The following is a 12,836-nucleotide window of genomic DNA, read 5'->3' on the forward strand; positions in this document are numbered from 1 at the left end:
CATTCAATGGGCGAAGATCGAACCGCCCTGCTTGCCTGCCATCTTCTCGGGCTTGATCAGGAACCGCGCCAGTGCCGGCAGCAGCCACAGCGCACCGAACATGTTCCACAGCAGCATGAAGGTCAGCATCAGGCCCATGTCGGCCTGGAACTTGATGGCCGAGAAGATCCAGGTGCACACGCCGATGGCCAGGCACAGGCCGGTGAACAGTACCGCCTTGCCGGTCGAACGCAGGGTCTGGTAATAGGCTTCCTGCAGCGGTAGGCCGGCACGCAGGAAGCTTTCCAGGCGGCTGTAGATGTAGATGCCATAATCGACACCGATACCCACGCCCAACGCCACCACCGGCAAGGTGGCGACCTTCACCCCGATCCCCATGAAGGCCATCAGCGCATTGCCCAGTACCGAGGTCAGCACCAGCGGCAGCACGATGCACAGGGTGGCAGCAAAGGAGCGGAAGGTGATCAGGCACATCACCGCCACGCAGATGTACACCAGGATCAGGATGGTCAGCTCGGCCGACTTGATCACCTCGTTGGTCGCAGCCTCGATCCCGGCGTTGCCCGCCGCCAGCAGGAACTGCAAGCCGTCCTTGTCATGGCTTTCGGCAAACGCCTTGGCAGCGCTGGTGACACGTTCCAGGGTTTCGGCCTTGTGGTCGTTGAGGAACACCAGTACCGGCGCCAGCGAGCAGTCGGCGTTGTACAGGCCGTCGGCACGGGCGATGGAGTTGTTGAGGATGTCCGGGTTGCGCGACAGGGTTTCCCATTTCAGGCTGCCCTCGTTCATGCCCTTGATCACCTGCTTGGACACCGTCACCAGAGAGATCGCCGACTGCACGCCGGGGGTGTTCTCCATGGTCCACATCAGCTCGTCGATCGGTGCCATGGTCGAGTGGATCGAGCAGCTCTCCGCCGGCGTCTTGACCATCACCACCAGCACATCGGAGCTGGTCGAGTAGTTGCTGATGATGAAGTTGTTGTCCTGGTTGTAGCGCGAGTCCGGGCGCAGCTCCGGCGCGCCCTGGTCGAGGTCGCCGATCTTCAGGTTCTGGCTGTACCACAGGCCACCAGCGAAGGCGACCAGGGCCAGGGCGATGGACACCGGTGCCACCTTGGCGCTGGCGAAGTTCGACAGCAGGCGCCAGAACGGATGCTCCCGGGTGGCGTCCTTCTTGCTGCGCTCGATGGCCTTTTTGCTGATGCCGATGTAGGAGATGGCTACCGGCAGCAGGATCAGGTTGGTGAAGACGATCACCGCCACGCCGATCGACGCACCGATGGCCAGCTCGCGGATCACGCCGATGTCGATGATCAGCAGGGTAATGAAGCCCACCGCATCGGCGAGAATCGCGATCATCCCGGGCAGGAACAGCTGACGGAAGGTGCGCCGGGCAGCGGTCAGGGCATTCTCGGCATCACTGGACTGCAGGGCGATGCCATTGATCTTCTGCACCCCATGGGAAATGCCGATGGCAAAGATCAGGAACGGCACCAGCATCGAGTAAGGGTCCAGGCCAAAGCCCACCACATGCATCAGGCCCAATTGCCAGACCACTGCCACCAGGGTGGTGATCAGCACGGCGATGGTGCTGCGGATGCACCAGGTGAACCAGTAGAGCAGGACCCAGGTGATGACCAACGCCACCCCAAAGAACATCGCTACCATCACCAGGCCGTCGATCAGATCACCGACCTTTTTGGCGAAGCCGACGATGTGCACCTTCACATTGGGGTTCTGCGCCTGGAACTTGTCGCGAATTTTCTCCTCGAGCAGGTGCGAGAACTGCTGGTAGTCCAGCTTGACCTGCTTCCCGGGGTCCTGCGGATCGGGGTAGCTTTCCAGCAAGGGTACATCGACGATGCTGGACTTGAAGTTGTTGCCCACCAGGCGCCCGACCTGGCCGGACTTGAGCACGTTGTCGCGCAGTGAGTCGAGGCTGTCTTGCGAACCGTTGTACGTATTGGGGATTACCTCGCCGCCGGAGAACCCCTCCTCGGTGACTTCACTCCAGCGCACGCTGGGGCTCCACAACGACTTGAGGCCCGCGCGGTCGACGCCGGGGATGTAGAACACCTCATCATGGATCTGGCGTAGGGTCTCCATGTAATTCTTGTCGAAAATGTCGCCGTTGACCGCCTCGACCGAAATGCGCACGGTGTTGCCGAGGTTGGCCAGGTCGTTGCGGTGCTCCATCATCTGCTCGATGAACGGATGCTCGAGCGGAATCATCTTCTCGAAACTGGTCGAGGGGCGAATCTGCGCGGCCTGCCAGAACAGGAAGATGCTCACCAGCACGCACAGGGCGATGACCACCGGGCGGTTGTTGAAGATCAGCCGCTCCAGCAGCGTGGGTTTGTCTTGGTGGTGGGGCTGCATGATGCTCTCTCGGCTGGTCATGGGCGAGGCTCCTCGGCTGCCTGGTCGGCACCTTCGCCGGTGGCCAGATGTAAACCGCCCTGCCCTACCAGCAGCAAGCCGCCATTGGCCAGGCCACTGACACCGGCCAGGGCAATGCGGTCGGCGCGGTTGTAGACAGTGAAGCTCTGCCCGTCATCAATGCTGCGCAGCACGCTGCCGCCATTGCCGACCAGTATCAGGCTGCCATCATCCAGAAGCGTAGCGCTTGCCAGGCCGAATTCGAGGTTGCCGCGCGCGGCCTTGAGTTCGATCGGCTGCCAGCTATCACCAAAGTCCGTAGAGCGGAACAGGTTGCCGCGCAGGCCGTAGGCCAGCAGTGTCTGCGGCTGGGCGGTGCCGATCACGCCGAACAGCGAGCCCTCGTAGGGGCCATCGAGCTTGCTCCAGCTCTGGCCGCTGTCGCTGGAGCGAAACATGCTGCCCTGCTCGCCGACGATGAACAGGCCGGCATCCCTGATCTGGGCAATACCGTTGAGGTGCATCTGGTCGGGGTTGTCCAGGCGCTCGGCGACGTCCTGCCAGTGCTGGCCGCCATCGCGGGTTTCCAGCAGTGCGCCGTAAGCGCCCACGGCAAAGCCGTGCTGGGCATCGAGGAAAGTGACATCGAGCAACGGGGCTTCACGGGCAAGGTCTTCGAACTGCTTGCTCCAGGTCGCACCGCCATCGTTGCTGGCGAGGATCTGCGCATCGTGCCCGACTGCCCAGCCACGCTTGTCGTCGACGAAGAACACTGCGGTGAGCAATTGCCGGGTAGGCACCCGGGCCTGGGTCCAGGTCTTGCCTTGGTCATCGGAGAACAGAATGTGGCCGCGATCGCCCACCACCACCAGGCGCTTGCCAGCATGAGCGGCATCGATCAGCAGGCTCTGGCTGGCCTTTGCCGATTCGGTGGAATACTCCTGGGCAGCGGCGGCTTGCGTGCTGCCCGCCCACATCCCCAGTGCCAGCGCCAGCATTACGCCGGCCGCCAACGGCCAGGCACCGCGCCTGGCCTGCGTCATTACCCGCTCCCTCATGACCGTCCCCTGTTTGTTGTTCTTGGTGGGTCTGTGCCTTGCAGGTACTGCGAAAACCTTGTGGTAGAGGCCTGCAATAGCTTCGGGCCATCGTAGCGGGGATGTTTGCGGGAATACAACGAGCGGGACGTTATGTTTTGTTAACCAGAAACAAGGGGCTGTTGCACAGCCCAATCGCCGGCAAGCCGACTCCCACAGGTACTGCACCGCCCTGAAGCCATGTGCAGTACCTGTGGGAGATCCCAGGCATTTACGCCAGGCTTTTGCTCACCACTTCATACACATCGCTGGACAGCGCCCCGGAAGCGAGAATCCGCTCCAGCTCGCCCTTCATCAGCGCCTGGCGCGCGTCGTCATACTTGCGCCAGCGGGTCAGCGGTGCCAGTTGACGCGAAGCGATCTGCGGGTTCAGCGCATTCAGCTCGATCACAAGCTCCGCCAGGAAGCGATAGCCCGAGCCATCGGCCGCATGGAAGTTGACCAGGTTCTGTCCGGCAAACGCACCGACCAGCGCGCGCACCTTGTTCGGGTTTTTCAGGGTGAACGCCGGGTGCTGCATCAGCGCCTTGACCCGCGCCAGCCCGCCGGGCAAGGCACTGGCTGCCTGCACACTGAACCACTGATCCATGACCAGCGGGTTGTCCTTGAAGTGCTCGGCGAACGTTTCCAGGGCCTTGGCACGCTCGGCCTCGAACGGCGAATTGACCAGCACGGCCAGCGCCGTCAGCCGTTCAGTCATGTTGTCGCAGTTGTCGAATTGCTCAAGGGTCGCTTCCAGCACCTGCGGTTTACCGCTGAGCATCAGGTACGACAGAGCAATGTTCTGCAGGCTGCGACGGGCGAAGTGCTCGGCTGCGGCGACGTAGGCGGTGTTGCGCGAAACTTCGCGGTGCGCCTGATAGCGCGCCCACAGGCCATCGAACAACTGCTCGGCGATCTGCCGGCGGGCGAATTCGCGTGCCGTGTGGATGGCGTCGACATCAGCCACCTGGCTGATCTCGGTCAGGTAGGCTTCGCCCGGCAGCGACAGCATCTCGGCAACCATCGCGGCGTCCAGCGACTCGTTGGCCAGAACAGTGCCCAGGGCAGTGATCAGGCGCTGATCGAGTTTCAGTGCTTCACCACGCTGATGCTGGCCGATCAGTTCCTGCAGTACCTGTACCGACAGTTGCTGACCCGCTTCCCAGCGGTTGAAGCCATCGCTGTCGTGCTGCATCAGGAACATCAGCTGGTCACGGTCGTACGGGAAGCTCAGCTTCACCGGCGCACTGAAGCCGCGCAGCAGCGATGGCAGCGGCTTGGCCTGGATACCTTCGAAAGTGAACGTCTGCTCGGCCTCGGTCACCGACAGTACGCGGCCAGTACCAACAGCGGCGGCCTCACCGGCCAGGCGCAGTGGCAGGTCGTTGCCCTCGGCATCCAGCAGGCCCAGCTCCACCGGGATCACGAACGGCAGTTTCTCGGCCTTGTCCGGCGTCTGCGGGCAGCTCTGGCGGAAGGTCAGGCTGTAGGTTTGTGCTGTGGCGTCGTAGACCTCGCTGACATCCAGGCGCGGCGTGCCGGCCTGGCTGTACCAGCGCTTGAACTGGGTGAGGTCGACGCCGTTGGCGTCTTCCATGGCTTTGATGAAGTCATCGGTGGTCACCGCCTGGCCATCATGGCGTTCGAAGTACAGGTCGCTGCCCTTGCGGAAACCCTCGGCGCCCAGCAGGGTACGGACCATGCGCACCACTTCGGCGCCCTTCTCGTACACGGTCAGGGTGTAGAAGTTGGAAATCTCGATGAAACTGTCCGGGCGCACCGGGTGGGCCATGGGCCCTGCATCTTCGGCAAACTGGTGGGTTCGCAGGTAGGCGACGTCCTCGATGCGCTTGACCGTGCGCGAGTTCATGTCGGCGCTGAATTCGGCGTCGCGGAACACCGTGAAACCTTCCTTGAGCGACAGCTGGAACCAGTCGCGGCAGGTCACGCGGTTGCCCGACCAGTTGTGGAAATACTCGTGGGCGACCACGCCTTCGACACGCTGGTGGGCAGCATCGGTGGCGGTTTCGGCGCGGGCCAGCACGCAGCTGGAGTTGAAGATGTTCAGGCCCTTGTTTTCCATGGCGCCCATGTTGAAGTCGTTGACCGCGACGATCATGAAGATGTCCAGGTCGTACTCACGGCCATAGACTTCCTCGTCCCAGCGCATGGACTTCTTCAGGCTGACCATGGCGTGGTCGCACTTGTCGATGTTCTCGGGTTCGACATAGATGCGCAGGGTCACGTCGCGGCCGGACTGGCGCACGAACGTGTCCTCGACGCACCACAGGTCACCGGCCACCAGCGCGAACAGGTAGGCCGGCTTCATGAACGGGTCTTCCCAGGTCGCCCAATGGCGGCCATCTTCAGCCGGCCCGCTGCCGATCGGGTTGCCGTTGGACAGCAGCACCGGGTAGCGATGCTGCTCGGCGATCACCGTGGTGGTGAAGGTGCTCATCACGTCCGGGCGGTCGAGGTAGTAAGTGATCTTGCGGAAACCCTCGGCCTCGCACTGGGTGCAGAACATCTTGCCGGACTTGTACAGGCCTTCCAGCGCAGTGTTGCTCTCGGGGTGGATCTTCACGCTGGTGTCGAGGGTGAAACGCTCGGCTTTGGGGTGCAGCGTGAGGCTGTCGGCTTCGAGCTGGTAGTCGCTCGCCTGCAGTTGCTGATCGTCCAGCGAGGCGCGCAACAGCTCGAGCTGCTGGCCGTCGAGCACCAGTGGCGGCAGGCCGGCACCGCGTGCCGGGTTGCGGCGCATGACCAGTTGCGCATGGACCAGCGTGTGGTCCTCGAACAGCTCGAAGGTCAGGTGCGTCTCGTCGATCAGGTACTCGGGCGCCTGGTAGTCCTTGAGGTAGATCACTTGCGGTTGTTCGGTACGCATGTGCAGGTCCTTTTTACTGGAGCACGGCCAACTGGTAGGCCGTGTACTTGCGAATATTGATCACGCCGGTGTCGAAGATCAGGTACTGCCCCTTGATGCCCAGCAGCGTGCCTTCCACCACCGGGTCCTTGTCGAGGTTGAAGCTGACGATCTTTTTCGGGTAGGCCTGGACCGGGTATTTCATCTGCACCACTTCGGCATCGGGCAGCGGCTGGATCGCCTGCAGGCCGAAGCGTGCCTGCAGATCGCGCAGGCCATCGGCGCAGGCATCGAAGATCTGCTCGCGAATGGCCACCAGGTCGAGCACCTCAGCGTCGCCCTTGAGCAGCGCGCGCCAATTGGTGCGGTCCGGCACCTGGCTGCGCAATACGTCTTCGACCAGGCCCGATTGCTGGCGGGTCGCCACGCGCATGATCGGCAACGCCTGGCTCGCACCCTGGTCAAGCCAGCGGGTGGGCAACTGCGTAGCGCGGGTGATGCCAACCTTGACCCCAGACGAGTTGGCCAGGTAGACCACGTGGTCGGTCATGCAGAACTGCTCGCCCCAGGACGGCTCGCGGCAGGTGCCGGCGTCGTAGTGGCAGCGTTCCGGCGCCATGATGCACACGTCGCACTGGGCCAGCTTGGTCATGCACGGGTAGCAGTAACCCTGGCTGAAGCTGGTCTTGGTGCGTTTGCCGCAATGGCTGCAGTGAATGGCGCCGAGGTATTGCAGGCGCAGGGTCTGGCCGATCAGCGGGTTGACCGGCACCTGCGTGTCATCCAGGCGAAAGCTGTACTGCACCACGGGTGCTTCCAGGCTTACCGCCATCTTGCTCAAAGAGCCACGAGCGAGTTCGATCAATGTACCGAGTCCGACTTGAACAGAATGTTAGGGATCGGCGCAGACTTCGATGCGCACTCCTGGGGCCCCATGTAGCCGGTACGCTGGTCTTCTGGCAGGTTCTTCATCTCCCAGGCGATCACCGCCTGCAGCGACAGCTCCTTCTGCTCGGGGGTGAGCTTGCGGCCATCGGACCATTTGCCGATTTCCACGGCCGTTTTCAGGCTTTCGTAGATCTGCGGCGTGATGTTTTCGATCATTTGCGCGAACGTGGACATAGCGTCTCCTAAATCAAGCGGACAGTTTACGCCGCGCCAGCGCACCACCCAAGAGGCCCGTCAGGCATCCGATGAGCAGCCCGCCGACGTGCGCGGCGTTGGCGATCTGGCCAAAACCGAGTTGGCCGACCACACCGGTCAGGCAGATGACCAGCCAGATGAGCATCATCACCAGCACGCCCTTGGGCAGGCTGAAGTGTGGGTTGGGCGCCAGCCACTGGTACAGCCAGACATGGCCGAGCAAGCCGTACAGCACCCCGGACAGGCCGCCGAACAGGCTCGGGCCACTGGTGTAGTGCTGGGCCAGGTTGGACACCAGGCTGAACAGCAAGGTCAGGCCAGCCAGCAACCAAGGGCCCTGGCGCAGTTCGATGCGCTTGCCCAGTTCCCAGTACCACATGCCGTTCATGGCCAGGTGCAGTACGCCGAAGTGCAGCAGCATCGGCGACACCAGGCGCCACCATTGGCCTTCGGCAAGGCCCTGGGCCAGCGGCGTGAAGTGCAGGTATTCACCCTGGACGCGGTAGTCCAGGAAGGTGAACCAGCTGATGGTGACGAGGTTGTCGCCCAGGCCGGTAAGGCCAGCGACGATCAGGCACAGCAAGAGAACGGCGGCGGTGACCTTGCAGGCTTTTGCCTGCTCGGCCAGTGTCGGCCCTTTCGCCGGCAAGTCGCCTTGCGCAGGGGCCTGCGCAAGCTCGACATCAGCGTTGCCGTCTGGGTAGCGCTGGTACAGCTCAAGGACATCCGCAGCCATGGTTTCCGGTGCCCAGAGCACCTGGGCTTCGCCTTCTTCGCTGACCCGGTGCGGCACCTGCAGGCGTTGCAGCAGGTGCACGAAGCCGCTGAGGTCGACCGACAGCGGCAGGCGCATCACTTCGACGATATTCATTGATTGGCCTGCGGTCGATCGACGTCGACCCAGACGAACTTGTGCGGGTCGATCCGGGTTTCATCATCCAGCCGATAGGCCGCCAGCTTGCCGTACAGCACCGCACTGTAGTCCAGGCAGGCCAGGTTGGGGCGGATCGGCGCCGGGCGGCCGCTGCGCCAGTAATGGCCGACGAACAGCAGCGGCTCCTCTTCGGCATAGCGTAGCAAGGCATTTTTCTCGGTGTGGCTGAGCGGCGTGCGGGCCACCTCATCGGGCAGCGCGTCGGGCTGGAAGACGATGTCGCCATAGGTCTTCGGGTCTTCTTCCCAGAACTTGGTACGGAAGAAGGCGCGGGTCAGGCCATCGCCGCCGGTCAGCGTCAGGCCGTCCGGCAGGCGCATGTCGGTGCCGCGCAACAGGCGGTTGCAGACTGTGGAAGCGAAGCTGCCGGGCACCGCCGAGGCCTGGATGAAGTGCTCGTCGATGCGCCCGTCGGGGTATTGCTGGCGCAGCGGGTCGATCAGCCGCGGGTCCCAGCAGGCATGCACCAGGCGGAACCGCCCGGCGTCGACGAACAGCGGCATGTCGTAGAACCACTGCAGAAAATCGTGCCAGTCACCGGGGTGGTGGGCGAACTGGGTCAGGGTCTCGTCGATCAGGCGGGCATGGCGCGGCGTGTGCTCGCGCACGTAGGCCTTGCCGCTGCCGGGCAGCGCCGGGGTTACCCAGCCCAGGGCGTTGTATTCGTGGTTGCCCATGATACAGAAGGCCTGGCCGGCCTCGACCATGTCGTGGACGATGTGCAGCGCCTCGCGGATACGCGGGCCGCGGTCGACGATGTCGCCGAGGAACAGCGCCTGACGCCGCGGGTGGCACCAGACGCCACCGACACGCTTGTAGCCGAGGGTGTCGAGCAGGCGTTCGAGGGTCAGCGCACAGCCATGCACGTCACCGATGATGTCGAAACTTCGCGCCGGATCGAACATCAGTCGTCCCTGCCCCCCAGGCGGCTGCCCCAACCGAGCTTGGTGCGGCAAACCTCGTAGTAATTGTGGCCCAGCGGGTGGATCAGGCGCAGTTTCTGCGGCTTCTTGCTCACGGTGATGGTATCGCCGGGGGCGCAGGTGAAGTGGTTCTGGCCGTCACAGGATACCTGCGGGTAGATCTGCAGGTCCTTGGACACCACGATCTTCAGCTCGCTGTTGCCGTCGACCACGATCGGGCGGCCCGACAGGGTGTGCGGGTACATGGGCACAATGACAATGGCGTCGAGCTTGGGGTGCATGATCGGGCCGCCGGCCGACAGCGCGTAGGCGGTCGAGCCGGTGGGGGTGGCGACGATCAGGCCGTCGGCCTTTTGGCTGCAGACGAACTGGCCGTCGATGTAGATCTCGAACTCGATCATCCGCGTCGACTTGCCCGGGTGCAGGACCACATCGTTGAGCGCATCACCCTGGCCGATGGCCTCGTGGTGGCGGCGCACCTCGGCCTGCAGCAGGAAGCGGTTTTCCACCAGGTAGTGGCCGTCAAGCACTGCGGCGACCTTTTCTTCCAGCTCGTCCGGGCGAATATCGGTGAGGAAGCCCAGGTTGCCGCGGTTGATCCCCAGGACAGGGATGTTGTGCCGTGCCAGAGCACGCGCGGCGCCGAGCAGGCTGCCGTCACCGCCGACGACGATGACCAGGTCGCATACTTCGCCCAGCAGCTTGCGCGTGGAGGTCTGCAGGCCGTGGCCAGGCAGCACTTCGGCAATGGTGTCCTCGAGGATCACGTGCAGGTGGCGCTCGAGGAGGAATTTTTTCAGTCGGCGAATGGTGTCGAGCACCTGCGAGCTGCCAAGGCGGCCGATGATACCGATATTGCGAAATTGCTCCATGGGGCTCCTGCAAGGCTCTGCGGCGGGTGACTATGCCGCGATTATGGGCGAAACGACCGGGCAGCGGCAAACCGGCTATGCTCGCAGCATGATGCCTTTCGCCGAACTCCACGACCAGCCTCGCCAATTGCGCCGCGCCGCCGTGCGCGACCTGGCCTGGACGCTGCTGTCGCCACCGCTGCTGAGCACACCGCCCTGCCCCCAGCGCCATCCGCTGGCAGGCAGCACCTGGGCGGCGGATCCCCAGCGGCTGAAAGACTGGTTACAGGCGCTGGACGCCGACGATCAGCCCCTGCGTGAATGGCTGGCAAACAGCACCAGCCGGCGCCTGGGCCTGTACTACGAAGGCCTGTGGCAGTTCGCCCTGGCCCAGGCGCCCGGTGTCGAGCTGCTGGCGGCCAACCTGGCGATCCGCACCGGTGGGCGCACGCTGGGCGAGTTGGACATTGTGCTGCGCGACGCCGACGGTACTCACCATCTGGAGCTGGCCATAAAGCTTTACCTGGGGCCAACGGACGGCCAAGGCCATGACCCGGCGCAGTGGCTAGGGCCGGGTTGCCATGACCGGCTGGGTACCAAACTGGCGCACCTGGCCGGGCACCAATTGCCCATGTCGGGTGGCACGCAGAGCCGTGAGGCGCTGGCCGGGCTTGGTATTGGCCAGGTACAGGCACACCTGTGGCTGGCGGGGTATCTGTTCTATCCGTGGCCTGGGCACGCCGAATCGCCCGCGGGGGCCAACCCGCTGCACCTGCGCGGGCGGTGGTTGCGGCGGCGGGATTGGGCAATGGCCGAGGTGGGACGCTGGCAGCCCCTGCCCCGCCATGCCTGGCTGGCACCGGCAAGGTTCGAGGCAGATCAAGGCTGGACCGCGCGGCAGTTCGCTCAATGGCTTGAGGGGCTTGACCCGCAAGCACCGGCGCAGATGCTGGTCAGGCTTGAACCAGGCCCGGAAGGCGAATGGCATGAGGTGGACCGCCTGTTTCTGGTGGCCGACAGCTGGCCGCACTTGCCCATTCGCGGGTAGACCACGGCATTGAAAACCGCGGGGTATTGCGGGCCTGCGCGCGAAGCGGCGCAGGCCGCAAACACCCTTTCACCGACCCAGCGCAATGATTTAATCCCAGCAGCGATTACAGTTACCTCTGAGCGCCGCCAAGAGCGCCACTTCCGACCTGATGACGAGGACCACCCATGGTTTCATCCAGCCCCGCGCCCCACTACGCACGCCTGTCCATCGCCCTGCATTGGCTGATGCTGGTGCTGCTGGCCGCTGTCTACGCCTGCATCGAGTTGCGTGGCCTGTTCCCCAAGGACAGCGCCGAGCGCAACCTGATGAAGGACCTGCATTTCATGCTCGGCCTGACGGTGTTCGTACTGGTCTGGCTGCGCCTGGCCGTGCGCCTGATCCGCCCTGCGCCGCCCATTGTGCCCAAGCCTCCCGCCTGGCAGACCGGGCTTGCCCACCTGATGCACCTGGCACTGTACCTGTTGATGATCGGCTTGCCGCTGGCCGGCTGGCTGATCCTCAGTGCCGCCGACAAACCGGTGCCCTTCTATGGCCTGGAGTTGCCGCACCTGATCGCGGCGGATCCGGACCTGGCCAAGTTCATCAAGGGCTGGCATGAACGCGTGGGCAGCTGGGGGTACTGGCTGATCGGCCTGCACGCGCTGGCCGGGCTTTATCACCACTACGTAGTGCGCGACAACACGCTGCTGCGCATGCTGCCCTACAAGTAGCCGCGTCGGCCCTGCAGGCCACCGGTGTGCAAAAAGATCAGGCGAGTGCCAGGCTTGAACAGCCCGGCCTCGACCTGCCCACGCAGGGCCATCAGTGCCTTGCCGGTGTAAAGCGCCTCTAAAGGGACACCCGTGCTGGCCTCAGCCTGTTCGATGAAAGCCTGCAGCTCATCATCGAGCCTGGCAAAACCCTCTCGGCAGGCCTCGTGCAACTGGTACCCGGCCGTACCGGCCAGCGCCGTTATGGTCTCGGGTACACCATGGTCCAGGGGCACTGCCAGGGCGCCATGCACCCTGTGCGCGCCGGCCTCGGCCAGCACCAGGCCAGCCAGCGTGGTCCCGGTGCCAGCGGCCAGCCACCAGGCGTCATAGTCCGGCCAACCCAATGTGCCCAACTGGGCCTTGGCCTGCTCGACGATCAAGGCACACCCCTGGGCACCAGCCTGCCCGCCACCGCCTTCGGGAATGCAGTGCCAGCCGGGATACAGCGCTTGCCAAGGTGCCCAGAAGCCAGGGTCATGACGGGCACGGTAGCCTGCGTAACCAAGCCAGTGCAATTGCATCCCCAGCGCCTGCAGATCACGCACCGTGGGGGTGTCCTGGGCATGGCCGCGCAACAGACCAGCGGTGGCGAAGCCGAAGCGCTTGCCGGCGGCGGCCAGGGCATGGAGGTGGTTGGAGTGATTGCCGCCGAGGCTGATCAGCCCGGCGGCGCCCGAGGCGTGGGCGTGCTGCAGGTGGTGGCGCAGCTTGAACCATTTGTTGCCGCTGATCAGAGGGTCGATCAGGTCCAGGCGCAGGATGGCGACATCAACGTTGGCGCTTTTCAGCCAGGCAAGTTCGAGGGGCTGTAATGGCGCCTGGGGAAGGTCATGGAAGCGGGTAGACATGTGTGAGCGC

Annotated in this window: 11 protein-coding genes; 2 read left to right on the plus strand and 9 right to left on the minus strand. The window is 64.0% G+C overall.

The window, feature by feature from the left end:
* Positions 1-3: 3 nt before the first annotated feature.
* The 8 genes from EGJ09_RS22850 to EGJ09_RS22885 form a co-directional block, all read right to left on the minus strand.
* Complete coding sequence (locus EGJ09_RS22850) at positions 4-2,400, minus strand: RND family transporter (protein WP_371316851.1); 2,397 nt, start codon at positions 2,398-2,400, stop codon at positions 4-6.
* Positions 2,397-3,437: a YCF48-related protein gene (locus EGJ09_RS22855; RefSeq protein ID WP_125924851.1), complete on the minus strand. Its 1,041-nt coding sequence runs from the start codon at positions 3,435-3,437 to the stop codon at positions 2,397-2,399. The genes EGJ09_RS22850 and EGJ09_RS22855 overlap by 4 nt, the downstream gene beginning before the upstream one ends.
* Before the next feature lie 250 nt (positions 3,438-3,687).
* Complete coding sequence (gene pepN / locus EGJ09_RS22860; RefSeq protein WP_125924852.1) at positions 3,688-6,345, minus strand: aminopeptidase N; 2,658 nt, start codon at positions 6,343-6,345, stop codon at positions 3,688-3,690.
* A 13-nt stretch (positions 6,346-6,358) separates the two neighbouring features.
* Positions 6,359-7,189: a DUF2797 domain-containing protein gene (locus EGJ09_RS22865; protein WP_042111277.1), complete on the minus strand. Its 831-nt coding sequence runs from the start codon at positions 7,187-7,189 to the stop codon at positions 6,359-6,361.
* Positions 7,186-7,446 carry a YeaC family protein gene (locus tag EGJ09_RS22870; RefSeq protein WP_012313483.1) on the minus strand — a complete coding sequence of 87 codons (261 nt, stop codon included), beginning with the start codon at positions 7,444-7,446 and terminating at the stop codon, positions 7,186-7,188. The genes EGJ09_RS22865 and EGJ09_RS22870 overlap by 4 nt, the downstream gene beginning before the upstream one ends.
* A 13-nt stretch (positions 7,447-7,459) precedes the next feature.
* Positions 7,460-8,338: a rhomboid family intramembrane serine protease gene (locus tag EGJ09_RS22875; protein WP_115275649.1), complete on the minus strand. Its 879-nt coding sequence runs from the start codon at positions 8,336-8,338 to the stop codon at positions 7,460-7,462.
* A complete protein-coding gene (locus EGJ09_RS22880; RefSeq protein WP_046786515.1) occupies positions 8,335-9,306 on the minus strand; it encodes a metallophosphoesterase in 972 nt (323 codons plus the stop codon). Before EGJ09_RS22880 ends, EGJ09_RS22875 begins: the two co-directional genes overlap by 4 nt.
* Complete coding sequence (locus EGJ09_RS22885) at positions 9,306-10,196, minus strand: NAD(+) kinase (RefSeq protein ID WP_012313480.1); 891 nt, start codon at positions 10,194-10,196, stop codon at positions 9,306-9,308. The genes EGJ09_RS22880 and EGJ09_RS22885 overlap by 1 nt, the downstream gene beginning before the upstream one ends.
* On the opposite strand from EGJ09_RS22885, the gene EGJ09_RS22890 reads away from it, so the two are divergent.
* Together EGJ09_RS22890 and EGJ09_RS22895 are read left to right on the plus strand one after the other, a co-directional pair.
* Positions 10,195-11,223 carry a DUF1853 family protein gene (locus EGJ09_RS22890; protein ID WP_256658454.1) on the plus strand — a complete coding sequence of 343 codons (1,029 nt, stop codon included), beginning with the start codon at positions 10,195-10,197 and terminating at the stop codon, positions 11,221-11,223. The genes EGJ09_RS22885 and EGJ09_RS22890 overlap by 2 nt on opposite strands.
* Positions 11,224-11,390: 167 nt before the next feature.
* Entirely contained in the window at positions 11,391-11,936 is a 546-nt protein-coding gene (locus tag EGJ09_RS22895; RefSeq protein WP_046786517.1) for a cytochrome b, read from the plus strand.
* Here the strand turns inward: EGJ09_RS22895 and EGJ09_RS22900 are convergent.
* Entirely contained in the window at positions 11,927-12,826 is a 900-nt protein-coding gene (locus EGJ09_RS22900; protein ID WP_125924853.1) for a 1-aminocyclopropane-1-carboxylate deaminase/D-cysteine desulfhydrase, read from the minus strand. The genes EGJ09_RS22895 and EGJ09_RS22900 overlap by 10 nt on opposite strands.
* Positions 12,827-12,836 lie beyond the last annotated feature (10 nt).

The organism is Pseudomonas sp. p106 (assembly GCF_003936645.1).
Classification (GTDB): Bacteria; Pseudomonadota; Gammaproteobacteria; order Pseudomonadales; family Pseudomonadaceae; genus Aquipseudomonas; species Aquipseudomonas putida_E.